Genomic DNA, 15,980 nt, shown 5'->3' with positions numbered 1-15,980 from the left:
AAGCCGAAGACGGCTTCTTCGAATAGGCCTGATACATAGATGCAACGGGGCGGCGGTTTTTCAAAAGCGGGTAGACAGTGGGGGCGAGTCCATACATAGCAGCTGGCGAAGCCTGCGTTCGGCTGCGAAGCCGTCGTGAGATCCGACGACGCGGTGTATCAGACAAACCACGTTGCATGGATTTGCGACGGCTTCGCAGCCGAACGCAGGCTGCGCCAGCTGCTACAGGTCGGGGTGACGCCTACCTGTAAGTTCTGCCAGTTGGAATCCCCGCCACACTCGGAGTAATGTGCCCCACTGTCTCACCTGATTTTCTCCAAGGAAGTGGAAATATGCTGCGTCGCCGCATGCTGATCATGTTGGGTGTTGTTTTGCTGATCGTCCTGGTCCTGGCCGGTTACAAAGCCTTCTCCATCTATACGATGATTCAGGGCTTTGCTGTGCCGAAACCGGCGATCAGTGTTGCTGTGGCCACTGCTACCGAACGGCCGTGGCAAGCCCGCCTGCCGACCGTCGGCACCCTCAAGGCACTGCAAGGCGTCGACCTGAGCCTGGAAATCGCCGGCACCGTCACGGATGTGCAGTTCGAGTCGGGGCAGAAGGTTAAGGCCGGTCAGCCGATCGTCCAACTCGATAGCGCCGTGGAAACCGCCCTGCTGGAAACCGCCCTCGCCGACCTCGGACTGGCCCAAGTGGATTACAACCGTGGCAGCCAGTTGGTGGGCAGCCAGGCGATTTCCAAAGGCGAGTTCGACCGACTCTCGGCGGTATTCAAAAAGAACAAGGCCACGGTCAATCAGCTCAAGGCTTCGCTTGAGAAAAAACGCATCGTCGCGCCGTTCAGCGGAACCATCGGCATTCGTCAGGTGGACGTCGGTGACTACGTGGCCAGCGGCACCATGATCGCCACCCTGCAAGACCTCAGCAGCCTCTATGTAGACTTCTTCGTGCCCGAACAGGCGATACCGAAGATCGCCCTTGGCCAGCCGGTACAGATCGTTGTCGCGGCCTACCCGACACAAACCTTCCCCGGCACCATCAGCGCGATCAACCCGAAAGTCGAAAACAGCACCCGCAATGTCCAGGTCCGCGCGACCCTGGCCAACCCCGACGGCAAACTGCTGCCGGGGATGTTCACCAGCCTGCAAGTGTTGTTGCCCGACCCGCAGCCGCGCATCGTCGTGCCGGAAAGTGCGATCACTTACACGCTGTACGGCAACTCGCTCTATGTCGTCGCACAGAAAAAAGCCGAAGACGGCAGCCTGGAAAAAGACGACAAGGGCCAACCAATCCTGATCGCCGAACGGCGCTTCGTCGAAACCGGCGAGCGCCGCGATGGGCAAGTGATGATCACCAAAGGTGTGCAGAACGGCGAAAAAGTGGTCACGGCCGGACAGATCAAACTGGACAACGGCGCACATATCGCGATCAGCGACGACAAGACCTTAGCCGAGAAGAACAGCCCGCCGCGCGCGGACTGATCAAGGAATCCCCATGGCTTTTACCGACCCGTTCATCCGCCGCCCGGTCCTCGCCACCGTGGTCAGCCTGTTGATTGTGCTGCTGGGCTTCCAGGCCTGGAGCAAGTTGCCGCTGCGCCAATATCCACAAATGGAAAACGCCCTGATCACGGTGACCACCGCTTACCCCGGGGCCAACGCCGAAACCATTCAGGGCTACATCACCCAACCGATGCAGCAAAGTCTGGCCAGTGCCGAGGGCATCGACTACATGACCTCGGTCAGTCGCCAGAACTTCTCGGTGATCTCGATCTACGCGCGCATCGGCTCCAACAGCGACCGCTTGTTCACCGAACTGCTGGCCAAGGCCAACGAGGTGAAGAACCAACTGCCCCAGGACGCCGAAGACCCGGTGCTGAGCAAGGAAGCCGCCGACTCCTCGGCACTGATGTACATCAGCTTCTTCAGTAAGGAGCTGAGCAACCCGCAGATTACCGACTATCTGTCGCGGGTCATTCAGCCGAAACTGGCGACCCTGCCAGGCATGGCCGAAGCCGAGATTCTCGGCAACCAGGTATTTGCCATGCGCTTGTGGCTGGACCCGGTCAAGCTCGCCGGTTTCGGCCTGAGTGCCAGCGACGTGACCGATGCCGTGCGTAAATACAACTTCCTCTCCGCCGCCGGCGAAGTGAAAGGCGAGTACGTCGTCACCAGCATCAACGCCAATACCGAACTCAAGTCCGCCGAAGCCTTTGCGGCGATTCCGCTCAAGGTCGAGGGCGACAGTCGCGTACTGCTCAGCGATGTGGCGCGGGTTGAAATGGGTGCGGAAAACTACGACTCGATCAGTTCTTTCGGCGGCACCCCTTCGGTGTACATCGGCATCAAGGCCACGCCCGGCGCCAACCCGCTGGACGTGATCAGGGAAGTGCGCAAGATCATGCCGGACCTGGAAGCCCAGCTGCCGCCGAACCTCAAAGGTGAAATCGCCTACGATGCCACGCTATTTATCCAGGCCTCGATCAACGAGGTGATCAAAACATTGTTCGAGGCGGTGCTGATCGTCATCGTGGTGGTGTTCCTGTTTCTCGGCGCGCTGCGGTCGGTGGTGATCCCGGTAGTCACTATCCCGCTGTCGATGATCGGTGTGATGTTCTTCATGCAGATGATGGGCTACTCGATCAACCTGCTGACGTTGCTGGCGATGGTATTGGCCATCGGCCTGGTGGTGGACGACGCCATCGTCGTGGTGGAAAACATCCACCGGCACATCGAAGAAGGTAAAACGCCGCTGGATGCGGCCATCGAAGGCGCTCGGGAAATCGCCATGCCGGTGGTCTCGATGACCATAACCCTGGCGGCGGTCTATGCGCCGATCGGTTTCCTGACGGGGCTAACGGGGGCGCTGTTCAAGGAGTTTGCCCTTACCCTGGCCGGGGCGGTGGTGATTTCGGGCATCGTCGCCCTGACCCTGTCGCCGATGATGTGCGCCTTCTTGCTGCGCCACGACGAAAATCCCAGCGGCCTGGCGCATCGACTGGACCTGATATTCGAAGGCCTCAAGCGCCGTTACCAAAGCATGCTCCACGGCACCCTCAACACCCGGCCGGTGGTGCTGGTGTTCGCGGTGATCGTGCTGTGCCTGATTCCCGTGCTGCTCACGTTTACCAAGTCGGAACTTGCGCCGGACGAGGACCAGGGCATCATTTTCATGATAGCCAACGCCCCGCAACCGGCCAACCTCGACTACCTGAGCACCTACACCGACGAATTCGTCACGATCTTCAAGACGTTTCCCGAGTACTACTCGTCGTTCCAGATCAATGGTTTCAACGGCGTGCAATCGGGAATCGGCGGCTTCCTGCTCAAACCGTGGAACGAACGCAGCCGCACTCAGATGCAAATCCTGCCCGAGGTCCAGCGCAAACTGGAGAGCATCTCCGGGTTGCAGATCTTCGGTTTCAACCTGCCTTCCTTGCCCGGCACGGGCGAAGGGTTGCCGTTTCAGTTTGTCATCAACTCAGCCAACGATTACGAGTCGCTGCTGCAGGTGATGGACCGAGTGAAAAAACGCGCGATGGAGTCCGGCAAGTTCGCCTTCGTCGACGTCGACCTGGCGTTCGACAAACCTGAAGTGGTGGTGGATATCGATCGCGCCAAGGCCGCACAGATGGGTGTTTCCATGCAGGACCTGGGCGGGACGCTCGCGACGTTGCTGGGTGAGGCAGAGATCAACCGTTTCACCATTGAAGGTCGCAGCTACAAAGTCATCGCTCAGGTCGAACGGCCCTTCCGGGATAACCCTGACTGGCTGAACAATTACTACGTCAAGAACACCCAAGGCCAACTGCTGGCCCTGTCGACCCTGATCACCGTGACCGACCGGGCGCGTCCACGGCAGTTGAACCAGTTCCAGCAACTCAACTCGGCCATCCTGTCCGGGGTGCCGCTGGTCAGCATGGGTGAAGCCATCGACACCGTGCGCCAGATCGCTCGGGAAGAGGCGCCGGTGGGTTATGCCTTCGATTATGCCGGCGCATCCCGGCAATACGTCCAGGAAGGCAGTGCGCTGTGGGTCACCTTCGCCTTGGCGCTGGCGATCATTTTCCTGGTACTGGCGGCCCAGTTCGAAAGCTTCCGCGATCCGCTGGTGATTCTGGTGACCGTACCCTTGTCGATCTGTGGTGCGCTGATCCCGCTGTTCCTGGGCTGGTCGAGCATGAACATCTACACCCAGGTCGGCCTGGTGACGTTGATCGGGCTGATCAGCAAGCACGGAATCCTGATCGTCGAATTCGCCAACCAGTTACGCAAGGACAAAGGCCTGACGCCGCGCGAGGCCGTGGAGGAAGCGGCGGCCATTCGTCTGCGTCCGGTGTTGATGACCACTGCCGCGATGGTGTTCGGCATGGTGCCGTTGATCATCGCCACGGGGGCGGGCGCTGTCAGCCGGTTCGACATCGGCACGGTGATCGCCACGGGGATGTCGATCGGGACGTTGTTTACGTTGTTTGTGCTGCCGTGCGTGTACACGCTTTTGGCAAAACCCGATAAACCCTGAAAACCTGTGGGAGCGAGCTTGCTCCCACATTGAGTTGTGCAAGTCTTCAAGACATAAAAAAAGGCCTCGCATTAGCGAGGCCTTTTATTTGGGCTTCAATCTGTTCAACTTTGTGGCCTCAATCCTTGAGAAAGTCCGAACATGAACAGCAATAAATCATGATCGGGTTGGGATGCCACGGATGCCTTCGCAACGCGTGGCAACGGACAGTGCGCGTCGCCATTCACTGAACTGAGGACTTGCGTGCGGGGCTGCTCCCAAGCCGCCACCGCCAGTGAAGCAACTGCCAAGGCTCCTAATAAAAATACACCTCGTGCAATTTCGAGTTTCATTGCTATAAACCCTTGATAGCGCTGCCAAACGCCGTCTTATAAAAGTAGACGAGTTTCTGCCAGTCCGTCGTGCTGAACGACGAGTGGCGACGCAGTTGCTTCATGTCATGCGTAGCCGCTTGCCGGGCGGTCAAACGCTGCCGGCATTTCTCCAGATCGATCAAGGCCACTTCAATCCTGGCAGCCTCGCCTTCGCCGGTGATGCGCACGAATACGTGCTTGAAGTAGAGGCAGCTGTGCTGCCAGCGGCCCTTGTGCATGCGGGCCAGGCTCTCGGCCAGTTCCTTCAACACTCGATCATGCACGGCCTCACCGTGACGCTCGCGACCGCCGCCAGCGTACCAGTGTTCGATTTCCTCGAAGCCGTCCAGCGACTTGGTGACCAGCAATGCGCGCCATTTATGCACCGGATCGCGCTGTGCACCGCAGAAAACGATTTCCGGAACGCGAACGTCGAGCAGGTTCAGGCCGATGAGCGCATCGCGCTCGCGCAACACTGTCGGCCGACCGAACGGGTGCTGCAAGCTGCGATGGATATGCCCGGTCTGACGTTTGACGTAAAGCAGCTGTCCATTGCTGCTCACGACGCGCTGCACGCCGCTTTCTCCACCGCGACGAACGTTGGGTTCTTCTACCCATTCACCGCGCTGATTCCAGAAATAATCGAAGCGGTCCTGAGGAGCGACTTCCGTTTCTGCTGCACATTGCACTGCCATTCTGTTACCTCTTGCGTAATACGTAGACCCGCCACATGGCATAGAGCGGTAAAAAGTCCAGTTGTTCCTGAATCTGAAAACCCGCCTGCTCGAATTCCTTTTCAACCGTAGCAGCCGGTAACACAAATCGATTTTGGTAACCTTGCTGCTCACGGGTTTTCTCGAGGCGCTTGCGTTTCCACGCTTTGAAATTGCCGTCCACCCACAAAGAAAGGATCACGCTGTCGCGAGTGACTCGCTCAAACTCGCGCAAAATAGCCAGTCGGTGCTCGGCTTCACCGATGTGATGGAGCAAACGCATGCAGAAAATGCTGTCGACGGCGTTATCAGGCAAGGCAATGTCGAATGCAGAAGTGTGCAAGGGTTGTACCCGTTTCACCACATCGGCAGGTTGCGCCTGCATGGCAATCTTCAGCATCGATTCGGAGTTGTCGGCGCCAATGATCGCACGATTGGTTTTTTCCGCCAGCAATGGCCAAAAGCGCCCCGCACCGCAGGGCAAATCGAGGATCAGCCCCGGCTCACCGGCCAGTGCCAACGCCTTGCGCGCCAGTTGCTCGTCACGCCAGTGGGACAGGCGGCGGCCCACGCCATCCTTGTGTTTGCGCAGGTATCGTTGAGCGTGTTGATCGTCGTATTTCTCGGAAAAATCAAGTTTGATCGGGCCGTCCATCATCAAGTTCTCCTGAGCTGCTGATGGCACCCACGATAGGTAGCGCCGTGTCGGCGTCAGGTCATGCCGTTGTGAAAAAAATGTCATGCGAAACCCCGAATTACTTCGAGGATTTACAGGATGAAAACGATTGCACCGGGTTAATGCGTTTCAATAAGGCGATCAACTACTCGTTGACAATTCCACCTGAAAACGACAGCCGTTGGGTTCCATGTTCGTCAGACTGACGCTCCAACCCTGGTTTTCACAGATCCGCTGCACCAGTGACAGCCCAAGCCCCAAGCCCTCACCGCGTTTCTCGCTGCCCCGCACGAAGGGCTCGAACATCGCCTCGCGTTTATCCTCGGGAATGCCCACGCCACTGTCTTCGACTATGAAACCGGTGGCCGTCAGCGTCAGGCGAATAAACCCGCGCTCGGTGTAATGCAGCGCATTACGCAGCAGGTTGCCCATGACCGCGTGCAGAAGGGTTGCGTTGTAGCTGGTGTTTGCCGGGTTGCCCGGTTCAAAGATCAGCGCCAGCCCCTTGGACTCGATCGGCTCGCGCCACAGATTGAGCAGTCCATCGGCGACCTGGTTCAGGTTCTGCTGGGGCGACATGCTGGCGTCTTCACGTTGTTTGCGGGCCAACATCAGAAAGGTTTGCACCAGCTCGCGCATCTCTTCACAGGCGCGGGCGATTCGCTCGACCTGAGCACGTCCACGCTGATCGATGCCGGGGTTTTCCAGCAGCAGCTCGCAGGAACTGGCCAGCACCATCAATGGCGTGCGCAGTTCGTGGCTGACGTCACTGGTGAATAGCCGTTCGCGGGTCAACGCCTGGCGCAAGCGCCCGAGAGTGGCGTCGAAGGCCACGGCCAACTCGCCCACTTCATCAGCGGCGTAATCCGGCGCCAGCGGTGGCGCCAGACCTAATAATTGATCACGGTGACGGACCTGACGGGCCAGTCGCACCACAGGCGCCATCACTTTGCGTGCCAGCACCCAGCCGAGAGACACCGCCAACGCCAGACTCAGAACGAAGCCCACCAGCACCACGGCAAACAGCACCCGTTCACGCTCTTCGAAATCGCTCTGATCCTGTAACAGCACATAACGCCGGCCGTCGACGACTTCGACCATCGCGTGATACGACAGCTGTTCGCGAAATACTTCGTGAAAGCCCGGTTCCAGATGGCGTAAATCCTTGGGCAACTGAAAATCGCCCGGCCCGCCGCTGAAATAGAACAGCTGGTCCGGCTCGGGACGATGGCTCCAGTCCGTGACACTGTCCATCAGCAACAGCCGTTGTAAATCGCCCCCCAGACCTGCCGAAATCAGTTTTTCTTCCACCAGGTGCACGGTCGCCACAATGCCCATGGCAAAGGCTCCCGCGACCAGTGCGCTCATCAGCGCAAAGGCGATGATGATCCGTTGAGCAAGGCTCTGTTTAAACTCCATCACGGCCCTCGGCCAAGCGATAACCCACACCGTGCACGGTTTGCAGCAACGGTTTGGCGAACGGCTTGTCGATCACTTGGCGCAATTGATGGACGTGGCTGCGCAGGCTGTCGCTGTCCGGGCAGTCATCACCCCACAGCGCCTCTTCAAGAATTTCCCGGCGCAGTACATGCGGACTTTTCTGCATCAGCACGGCCAGCAACTTCAGGCCCACCGGGTTGAGTTTGAGCAGACGACCTTCGCGGGTGACTTCCAGGGTGTCGAGGTCGTAGTTCAGATCGCCGACCTGCAAAGTACGGCGACCGCCACCCTGGGTGCGACGCATGACCGCCTCGATGCGCGCCGCCAATTCAGACAGGGCAAAGGGTTTGATCAGGTAATCATCGGCGCCGGATTTGAAACCTTGCAGCCGGTCGTCCAATTGATCGCGGGCGGTGAGCATGATCACCGGCGTGTCGCGGCGCGCGTCTTCGCGCAGGCGTTTGCACAGGGTGTAACCGTCGATGCCAGGCAACATGATGTCGAGCACGATCAAGTCGTAATGCTCGGTGGCCGCCAGGTGCAGGCCTGACAATCCGTCCTGCGCGCAATCCACGGTGTAACCCTTGAGCCCCAGGTAATCGGCCAGATTGGCCAGGATATCGCGGTTGTCTTCAACCAATAGAATTCGCATGGGTATCTCCTGCGTACACAGTAACGGCCGTCGTGGCCCGCGCAGCTTAAGGCCAAGCGTGGCTCAGGGCTAGGGTCACAGTGCCTGGAATCAATCCGCTCAACCAAATGATAGGATTAACAAGTTTTTCACTGTCGATTCACAAGCCGACTACAGTGGTGGCGCGAGAATCCCACACAATTGTTGTTAAGGAATGTACACACAATGGAGCTCTTCAAGACCGCGCCAATGCGCTTTCTCCTGCTTGTGACCGGCTCATGGCTGGTCATTTTCTTGCTGACCCGCACGGTTTTGCTGCTCACCCATCTGGATGAGGCCGGTAGCGGATTTCTGTCGGTGTTTGGAATCGGCCTGCTTTACGACCTGGGCTTCATTGCCTACGCAGCGCTGCCGATGGGCCTCTACTTGCTGCTCTGCCCACCAGCCTTATGGCGCCGCCGCGGCCACCGCTGGTTCCTTCAGGGACTGCTGACCGTCAGCCTGTTCGCCATGTTGTTCACCGCGGTAGCCGAGTGGCTGTTCTGGGATGAGTTCGGTGTGCGCTTCAACTTCATCGCCGTCGATTACCTGGTGTACTCCGACGAAGTGTTGAACAACCTGCTTGAGTCCTACCCGATCGGCACGCTGCTGAGCATCCTTGCCGTGTTGGCCATCGCCCTGAGCTTTGCGTTGCGCAAAACTTTTAATGCCGCGCTGGAAGCACCGTTGCCACCACTGCGCGGGCGCCTGCTGAATGCGCTGGGCCTGTTGATCGTCGCGGGCCTGAGCTTGCAACTGCTCAGCCAGGATTCGCCGCGCGCCCAAGGCGGTAACGCCTATCAGAACGAACTGGCGAGCAATGGGCCCTATCAGTTCTTCGCTGCATTCCGTAACAACGAACTGGATTACCCGCAGTTCTACAGCAGCCTGCCGCCGGCAATCGTTGCTCAGCAGATTCGTGCCGAATTGAGCGAACCCAACGCGAGTTTCATTGGCGAGGATCCGCAGGACATTCGCCGGATGATCGACAACCCGGGCACTGTGCGCAAACCCAACATTGTGCTGGTAACGATTGAAAGCTTCAGCGCCAAGTACATGGGCAGTAACGGCGACGCCCGCAACCTGACACCCAACCTCGATGCCTTGCGCAAGCAGAGCCTGTACTTCAACAACTTCTATGCCACCGGCACCCGCACCGATCGCGGCCTTGAGGCCATTACCCTGGCGATCCCGCCAACCCCAGGGCGGTCGATCGTCAAGCGTGTGGGGCGTGAAAGCGGTTTCGCCAGCCTCGGCCAGCAACTCACCGCCGTGGGTTACGACAGCGTGTTCGTTTATGGCGGACGCGGTTACTTCGACAATATGAACGCGTTCTTCAGTGGCAACGGTTACCGTGTGGTGGACCAGACCAGCGTCGATGAATCAGAGATCCACTTCAAAAATGCCTGGGGCATGGCTGACGAAGATCTGTACAAGCAGACCCTCAAACTGGCCGACGCTGACTACGCGAAACAGCAACCGTTTCTGCTGCAACTGATGACCACCTCCAACCATCGTCCTTACACCTACCCGGACAACCGGATCGACATCAAATCCGGCAATGGTCGCGACGGCGCAGTGAAATACACCGACTATGCCATTGGTCAGTTCCTCGATCAGGCGCGCCAAAAGCCGTGGTTTGACAATACAATCTTCGTCTTCGTCGCAGACCACACGGCCGGCAGCGCCGGCATGGAAGACTTGCCGATCAGCAACTATCAGATTCCATTGTTCATCTATGCCCCGAAGCTGATCGATGCACGGGAAACCGCGCAACTGGCCAGTCAGATCGACCTGGCGCCGACCTTGCTGGGATTGCTGAACCTGGATTATCAGTCGACCTTCTTTGGCCGCAACTTACTGCAGGACAATCCACTGCCGCCCCGCGTGGTCGTTGGCAATTACCAGCATCTGGGCTTGTTCGACGGCAAGGATTTGGCGATCCTGAGCCCTCGCCAAGGGCTGCGCCGCCATGATGAAGCACTGACCGAGAGCCGCGAGTCCCGGGCCACCGCCAGCGACCCGTTGATTGCCCGTGCTATCACCTATTACCAAACCGCCAGTTATGGCTTCAAGCAACAGCTGCTTGGCTGGAAGGCGCCCAAGGAGGGCAGCGGCCAAGTCAGCGCACATTAATCGAATCGCCCCGGGCTGATGCCCCGGGGCTTTTTCCTCAGTTCAGGATCCACCATGTCATCCACTGCTGTCCGCCCCGCCTCCCGCCCGCTGAATTTCTGGGTGTGCCTGGGCGTTCCCGCCATCGCAGCGATCACTCTGATGCTGCTCGAATTGACGTCCCTGGACATGTACCTTGCCAAGCTGCTTTATGACCCGGTCGCGGGGGATTTCATCGGGCGGCACAGTTACTTCCTGGAAGAGATCGTGCATGACCGCGCCAAGCAGGTGGTCATCGCCTTCTCGGTGTTGGCCATCTTCGGTTTCATCGCCTCCTTTTTCATGGACCGGCTCAAACCGATCAAACGGGAATTGGGTTGCCTGGTACTGTCTCTGGCGCTGGCAACCTCCTTTGTCACGCCAGTCAAAGCGGTGACGGCCGTGCAATGCCCGTGGAGCCTTGAGCAATTCGGCGGTCACGAAACCTACAGCGAACTGCTCAGCCCTCGCCCGCACACCGATAAACCGGGTCGTTGCTGGCCCGGCGGTCATGCGGCGACCGGTTTCACACTGTTTGCGCTGTTCTTCGTCCTGCGGGACCGTCGTCCGCGTCTGGCGCGCCAGGCGCTTGTGTTCGCTTTCGCGTTGGGCTCGGTGTTTTCGATCGGCCGGATGATGCAGGGCGCGCACTTCTTTTCGCACAATGTGTGGACGGCGATTTTCTGCTGGCTGATTTGTCTGGGGTCGTATTACTACATCCTTTATCGCCCGGTTTCCAAGGCCGATCGAGCGGCTAAAGCATCACCAGTCAACGCCTGAAATACAAAATCAATGTGGGAGCGAGCTTGCTCGCGATGAGGCCATAACCTTCACTATTGATGGTGACTGTTATGCCGCTATCGCGAGCAAGCTCGCTCCCACAGTGGTCCGGTGCAATTTCAAGATCCAGGTAAATCGAAGGCAATAAAAAGCCCCGCCTGCTGATCGCAGGCGGGGCTTTTTATAGGGGTAAGGCTGGCTTACATCATGCCGCCCATACCGCCCATACCGCCCATGTCTGGCATGCCGCCGCCAGCTGGTTTGTCGTCCGGAGCATCAGCGATCATGGCTTCGGTGGTCAGCATCAAGCCACCAATGGACGCCGCAGCCTGCAGAGCAGAACGAGTCACTTTGGTAGGGTCGAGGATGCCCATTTCAATCATGTCGCCGTATTCGCCGGTAGCAGCGTTGTAACCGAAGTTACCCGAACCTTGCTTGACCTTGTCGACTACTACGCTTGGCTCGTCGCCGGAGTTGGCAACGATCTGACGCAGTGGCGATTCGATAGCGCGACGCAGTACAGCAATACCGACGTTCTGATCAGCGTTGTCGCCTTTCAGTTCGCTGATGGCTTGCAGAGCGCGAATCAGCGCTACGCCACCGCCAGGTACCACGCCTTCTTCAACGGCTGCACGGGTAGCGTGCAGGGCGTCTTCAACGCGGGCTTTCTTCTCTTTCATTTCAACTTCGGAACCAGCGCCAACCTTGATCACTGCAACGCCGCCGGACAGCTTGGCCAGACGCTCTTGCAGTTTTTCACGGTCGTAGTCGGACGAAGTGTCGGCCACTTGCTGACGGATTTGCAGAACGCGAGCCTGGATATCAGCTTCAACGCCGGCGCCGTCGATGACGGTGGTGTTTTCCTTGGTTACGGCTACGCGCTTGGCATTACCCAGGTGCTCCAGGGTAGCGCTTTCCAGGCTCAGACCGATCTCTTCGGAGATAACGGTACCGCCGGTCAGGACAGCGATGTCCTGCAGCATGGCCTTGCGACGGTCACCAAAGCCAGGAGCCTTGACGGCAACCACTTTGACGATACCGCGCATGTTGTTCACAACCAGAGTCGCCAGGGCTTCGCCTTCAACGTCTTCGCTCACGATCAGCAGCGGACGACCTGCTTTGGCAACGGCTTCCAGTACTGGCAGCAGTTCACGGATGTTCGAGATTTTCTTGTCGACCAGCAGGATCAGCGGACCGTCGAGCTCGGCAGTCATGGTCTCTGGCTTGTTGACGAAGTACGGGGACAGGTAGCCACGGTCGAACTGCATGCCTTCAACAACCGACAGTTCGTTTTCCAGGCCCGAGCCTTCTTCAACGGTGATCACGCCTTCTTTACCGACTTTTTCCATGGCTTCGGCAATGATGTCGCCGATGGAGTTGTCGGAGTTGGCCGAGATGGTGCCGACCTGAGCGATTGCCTTGGTGTCAGCGCAAGGCTTGGACAGGGCTTTCAGCTCTTTGACGATTGCGATGGTCGCTTTGTCGATACCGCGCTTCAGGTCCATCGGGTTCATGCCGGCAGCGACGGCTTTCAGGCCTTCGTTGACGATCGATTGAGCCAGAACGGTAGCGGTGGTGGTGCCGTCGCCTGCGTCATCGTTGGCACGGGAGGCAACGTCTTTGACCAGCTGCGCGCCCATGTTTTCGAAGCGATCTTTCAGCTCGATTTCTTTGGCAACGGACACGCCGTCCTTGGTGATGGTCGGAGCGCCGAAGCTCTTCTCGATGATCACGTTACGGCCTTTAGGGCCCAGGGTCGCTTTTACTGCGTCAGCCAGGACGTTGACACCGGCGAGCATTTTCTTGCGGGCGGAATCGCCGAATTTAACTTCTTTAGCAGCCATGATCGATATTCCTTAAATACTTTGTAGTAGCGGGAAAATGAGCGGGGAATCAGCCTTCGACAACGGCGAGGATTTCGCTCTCGCCAATTACCAGCAGGTCTTCGCCGTCGACTTTCACGGTGTTGCTGCCGGAGTAAGGGCCGAACACAACCTTGTCACCCACTTTCACGGACAGTGCACGCACTTCACCGTTGTCCAGCACTTTGCCTGGGCCTACAGCGAGGACTTCACCCTGGTTTGGCTTTTCAGCAGCCGAACCTGGCAGGACGATGCCGCCAGCGGTTTTCTTTTCTTCTTCGCTGCGACGGACGACGACGCGGTCATGCAGAGGACGAAGCTTCATTGTCGATCTCTCCTAATTGTGGTTTTCATCGGCCGGTGTATTCCCGGCGGGTTTAACAAATCCGGCGGTGCCGGGTGCGGCTCGACAAGCGAGACGCGGAAGTCTGTCTGGCGTAATCGCCAGAAACCTTGCGGTGACCGTTACATAAGGGCGCATAAGCTTATTACAAGGGCGAGAAAGCAAATTTTTTCAGGTTGCTGCCCCACAAACGAACACGGCACCCGAAGGTGCCGTGCCGGTGTAGCGGATTACTTGGTATCGCGGTGTTCGAATTCGCCTTCGATCACGTTGGGCTCACGGCCCAGCGGCTCGCGGGTCGCAGGGCCGCCGCCACGTGGCTGAAGGTCGTCGGCGAACGCACGCTGACGGATTGCCGCCTCCTCGGCACGCTGGCGCATTTTATTGGCCAACAGTCGACGAGAGATCGGCAGCAACATGATCAGACCCAGCACGTCAGTGACGAAGCCCGGCAGGATCAACAGACCACCCGCCAGTGCCAGCATCAAACCTTCGAGCATGGTCTGGGCCGGCAGCTCGCCGCGGTTCAGGCTTTCACGAGCACGCAATGCGGTTGCCAGACCAGCGATACGCAGCACGAACACGCCGAGCATCGAGCCGAGAATGACCAGCAGCAGGGCCGGGAAAAACCCGATCGCCCCGCTTACCTTGACGAATACGAACAGCTCCAACACCGGAAACAGTACAAAGAGCAATAAAAAAGGGCGCATCAAATGGTTCCTCAACGCAAGAATGCCTTGCCAGTCTTCCCTAGATGACGTCGCCGATTCGTGAATTCAAGCGTCGGCCACTTCATTTTTCGGCCAATGTTCGGCGTGAGCCAGGAAAACCAAGGCTTCGCGCACTTGTGTCGGCGTATTACACGGCGCTTGAAACGGCAACCAGTAGAGCCCTTGGCCAATGCGCAGGTGCATGCCTTCGGTGTCGATACCCGCCAGTTGCGCCGGCTCGGTTTTCGGGAGGCCCGCTAGTTCGACGTAGTGGGCGATGGCTTTGGCGTGATCAGCATTCATGTGCTCGACCATGCTCGCTTCGGCCTTTCCCGCGAACGGGTTGGCCAGCGTCAACTGATCGACCCAGTGAATCGCACCGAAACCGCCGATGTAACGGTGACGTACCGGTTTGAGCACCCAGAAATCGAAATCGTGAGCCTTGTGGTAGCTCTGCGAATCCGGGAAATAGCGGTAGTAACGCTCAGCAGCCGCTTCGATGGCCGCCTCGTCCCCGAGCTTTTCCGCTTCGGCGAGGTAGGTCAGGCGACCAACGGCTTGCACATCTTCAGCCCCGCGCTCGCCCACAAACAGCGAGCATTTTGGATCTTTCTGCAGGTTATGCGTGTGCTGAGCGATACGGCTGATAAGGATCAGCGGCCAACCCTGTTCGTCCAGACAGTACGGAACCACGGAGCCAAACGGGAAACCGGGCATCGCCTTGGAGTGCGTCGAGAGCACTCCACGGTATTCCTTGAGAAGCAATTCTCGGGCATTCTTGGCCGCTTCAACGCTCAATTTATGACTCCTTATATAGAATCCGTCAAAAAAACGGACAGGCGCCTGGGGATAAGTACCCTTACGCCATCGGGGCAGTTCTCATGTGCAGCCAGGCCGCATCAGGTGCAGATCGAGAGGCTACTCTCTAAAAGGAAACCACTCCTCTGATCTGCTATTGGGGCATGCGAATGCAACTCACTGACAAAGTAATCATTATCACGGGCGGTTGCCAGGGTTTAGGCCGTTCCATGGCCGAGTATTTCGCCTGTAAAGGCGCGAAGCTGGCGCTGGTGGACCTGAACCAGGAAAAGCTCGACGACACCGTCGCCGCTTGCAAGGCGAAGGGAGTCGAAGCCCGCGCCTACCTGTGCAACGTCGCCAATGAAGAGCAAGTGACGCACATGGTCGCCCAGGTGGCCGAAGACTTCGGCGCGATCCATGGCCTGATCAACAACGCAGGGATCCTGCGCGATGGCTTGCTGATCAAGGTCAAGGACGGCGAGATGACCAAGATGAGCCTGGCCCAGTGGCAGACGGTCATCGATGTCAATCTGACCGGCGTATTCCTGTGCACCCGCGAAGTTGCGGCCAAAATGATCGAGCTGAACAACAGCGGCGCGGTCATTAATATCTCGTCGATCTCCCGTGCTGGCAACGCCGGCCAGACCAACTACTCCGCCGCCAAGGCCGGTGTCGCCGCGGCGACCGTGACCTGGGCGAAGGAATTGGCTCGCTACGGTATTCGTGTGGCAGGCATTGCACCGGGCTTTATCGAAACCGAGATGACGCTGAGCATGAAGCCTGAGGCGCTGGAGAAGATAAGGTCCGCGATTCCACTCAAGTGCATGGGCAAGCCTGAAGAGATCGCCCATTCGGCGGCGTACATTTTCGAGAACGACTACTTCACCGGTCGAATTCTTGAGTTGGATGGCGGGTTGCGGATCTAAAGCCACTGCAAAACAAATGTGGGAGCGGGCT

General features: G+C 58.3%; 14 protein-coding genes. 5 read left to right on the top strand and 9 right to left on the bottom strand.

The window, feature by feature from the left end; all coding sequences use genetic code 11:
- Positions 1 to 332: 332 nt before the first annotated feature.
- Entirely contained in the window at positions 333 to 1,481 is a 1,149-nt protein-coding gene (locus tag FQ187_RS24760; RefSeq protein ID WP_149631485.1) for an efflux RND transporter periplasmic adaptor subunit, read from the top strand.
- Positions 1,482 to 1,494: 13 nt separating this feature from the next.
- Positions 1,495 to 4,521 (top strand): multidrug efflux RND transporter permease subunit, encoded by a 3,027-nt coding sequence (locus FQ187_RS24755; RefSeq protein ID WP_149631484.1) that lies wholly within the window; start codon positions 1,495 to 1,497, stop codon positions 4,519 to 4,521.
- Between the two features lie 104 nt (positions 4,522 to 4,625).
- On the opposite strand, the gene FQ187_RS24750 is transcribed toward FQ187_RS24755, so the two are convergent.
- The 5 genes from FQ187_RS24750 to colR all read right to left on the bottom strand — a co-directional run bounded on the left by FQ187_RS24750 (position 4,626) and on the right by colR (position 8,355).
- Complete coding sequence (locus FQ187_RS24750) at positions 4,626 to 4,853, bottom strand: hypothetical protein (RefSeq protein ID WP_111451973.1); 228 nt, start codon at positions 4,851 to 4,853, stop codon at positions 4,626 to 4,628.
- A 2-nt stretch (positions 4,854 to 4,855) separates the two neighbouring features.
- Positions 4,856 to 5,569 carry a lipopolysaccharide kinase InaA family protein gene (locus FQ187_RS24745; protein ID WP_149631483.1) on the bottom strand — a complete coding sequence of 238 codons (714 nt, stop codon included), beginning with the start codon at positions 5,567 to 5,569 and terminating at the stop codon, positions 4,856 to 4,858.
- 4 nt (positions 5,570 to 5,573) lie between these two features.
- Positions 5,574 to 6,242 (bottom strand): class I SAM-dependent methyltransferase, encoded by a 669-nt coding sequence (locus FQ187_RS24740; RefSeq protein ID WP_149631487.1) that lies wholly within the window; start codon positions 6,240 to 6,242, stop codon positions 5,574 to 5,576.
- 162 nt (positions 6,243 to 6,404) lie between these two features.
- Positions 6,405 to 7,682 carry a HAMP domain-containing sensor histidine kinase gene (locus tag FQ187_RS24735; protein WP_149631482.1) on the bottom strand — a complete coding sequence of 426 codons (1,278 nt, stop codon included), beginning with the start codon at positions 7,680 to 7,682 and terminating at the stop codon, positions 6,405 to 6,407.
- The gene (gene colR / locus FQ187_RS24730) at positions 7,672 to 8,355 is read right to left on the bottom strand and encodes a two-component system response regulator ColR (RefSeq protein ID WP_008155536.1); all 684 of its coding nucleotides are present in this window, start codon (positions 8,353 to 8,355) and stop codon (positions 7,672 to 7,674) included. Before colR ends, FQ187_RS24735 begins: the two co-directional genes overlap by 11 nt.
- A gap of 204 nt (positions 8,356 to 8,559) precedes the next feature.
- On the opposite strand from colR, the gene FQ187_RS24725 reads away from it, so the two are divergent.
- On the top strand, positions 8,560 to 10,509 hold the full coding sequence (locus tag FQ187_RS24725; protein WP_149631481.1) for an LTA synthase family protein: 1,950 nt from the start codon (positions 8,560 to 8,562) through the stop codon (positions 10,507 to 10,509).
- Positions 10,510 to 10,563: 54 nt separating this feature from the next.
- The gene (locus tag FQ187_RS24720; protein ID WP_149631480.1) at positions 10,564 to 11,307 is read left to right on the top strand and encodes a phosphatase PAP2 family protein; all 744 of its coding nucleotides are present in this window, start codon (positions 10,564 to 10,566) and stop codon (positions 11,305 to 11,307) included.
- Between the two features lie 200 nt (positions 11,308 to 11,507).
- On the opposite strand, the gene groL is transcribed toward FQ187_RS24720, so the two are convergent.
- The 4 genes from groL to FQ187_RS24700 all read right to left on the bottom strand — a co-directional run bounded on the left by groL (position 11,508) and on the right by FQ187_RS24700 (position 15,020).
- Positions 11,508 to 13,151 (bottom strand): chaperonin GroEL, encoded by a 1,644-nt coding sequence (gene groL / locus FQ187_RS24715; protein WP_129438004.1) that lies wholly within the window; start codon positions 13,149 to 13,151, stop codon positions 11,508 to 11,510.
- Positions 13,152 to 13,200: 49 nt separating this feature from the next.
- Complete coding sequence (locus FQ187_RS24710) at positions 13,201 to 13,494, bottom strand: co-chaperone GroES (RefSeq protein ID WP_007948593.1); 294 nt, start codon at positions 13,492 to 13,494, stop codon at positions 13,201 to 13,203.
- Between the two features lie 248 nt (positions 13,495 to 13,742).
- Entirely contained in the window at positions 13,743 to 14,222 is a 480-nt protein-coding gene (locus FQ187_RS24705; RefSeq protein WP_033057490.1) for an FxsA family protein, read from the bottom strand.
- 66 nt (positions 14,223 to 14,288) lie between these two features.
- Positions 14,289 to 15,020 (bottom strand): HugZ family protein, encoded by a 732-nt coding sequence (locus FQ187_RS24700; protein ID WP_149631479.1) that lies wholly within the window; start codon positions 15,018 to 15,020, stop codon positions 14,289 to 14,291.
- Positions 15,021 to 15,190: 170 nt separating this feature from the next.
- Here FQ187_RS24700 and FQ187_RS24695 point away from each other — a divergent pair, with 170 nt between their 5' ends.
- Positions 15,191 to 15,949, top strand: coding sequence for an SDR family oxidoreductase (locus tag FQ187_RS24695; protein WP_149631478.1), 759 nt, complete (start codon positions 15,191 to 15,193; stop codon positions 15,947 to 15,949).
- Positions 15,950 to 15,980: the final 31 nt, after the last annotated feature.

Origin of the sequence: Pseudomonas sp. ANT_J28, from assembly GCF_008370005.1 — a bacterium.
In the GTDB taxonomy this organism is placed as follows: domain Bacteria; phylum Pseudomonadota; class Gammaproteobacteria; order Pseudomonadales; family Pseudomonadaceae; genus Aquipseudomonas; species Aquipseudomonas frigoris.
This window is presented reverse-complemented; position numbering and strand designations above follow the sequence as displayed.

Bases quoted from the DNA above. Each gene is read 5' to 3' on its own strand.
- FQ187_RS24710 (WP_007948593.1), bottom strand. From the start codon at position 13,494: ATGAAGCTTCGTCCTCTGCATGACCGCGTCGTCGTCCGTCGCAGCGAA.
- FQ187_RS24745 (WP_149631483.1), bottom strand. From the start codon at position 5,569: ATGGCAGTGCAATGTGCAGCAGAAACGGAAGTCGCTCCTCAGGACCGC.
- FQ187_RS24735 (WP_149631482.1), bottom strand. From the start codon at position 7,682: ATGGAGTTTAAACAGAGCCTTGCTCAACGGATCATCATCGCCTTTGCG.
- colR (WP_008155536.1), bottom strand. From the start codon at position 8,355: ATGCGAATTCTATTGGTTGAAGACAACCGCGATATCCTGGCCAATCTG.
- FQ187_RS24695 (WP_149631478.1), top strand. From the start codon at position 15,191: ATGCAACTCACTGACAAAGTAATCATTATCACGGGCGGTTGCCAGGGT.
- FQ187_RS24760 (WP_149631485.1), top strand. From the start codon at position 333: ATGCTGCGTCGCCGCATGCTGATCATGTTGGGTGTTGTTTTGCTGATC.
- FQ187_RS24725 (WP_149631481.1), top strand. From the start codon at position 8,560: ATGGAGCTCTTCAAGACCGCGCCAATGCGCTTTCTCCTGCTTGTGACC.
- FQ187_RS24705 (WP_033057490.1), bottom strand. From the start codon at position 14,222: ATGCGCCCTTTTTTATTGCTCTTTGTACTGTTTCCGGTGTTGGAGCTG.
- groL (WP_129438004.1), bottom strand. From the start codon at position 13,151: ATGGCTGCTAAAGAAGTTAAATTCGGCGATTCCGCCCGCAAGAAAATG.
- FQ187_RS24740 (WP_149631487.1), bottom strand. From the start codon at position 6,242: ATGGACGGCCCGATCAAACTTGATTTTTCCGAGAAATACGACGATCAA.
- FQ187_RS24755 (WP_149631484.1), top strand. From the start codon at position 1,495: ATGGCTTTTACCGACCCGTTCATCCGCCGCCCGGTCCTCGCCACCGTG.
- FQ187_RS24720 (WP_149631480.1), top strand. From the start codon at position 10,564: ATGTCATCCACTGCTGTCCGCCCCGCCTCCCGCCCGCTGAATTTCTGG.
- FQ187_RS24750 (WP_111451973.1), bottom strand. From the start codon at position 4,853: ATGAAACTCGAAATTGCACGAGGTGTATTTTTATTAGGAGCCTTGGCA.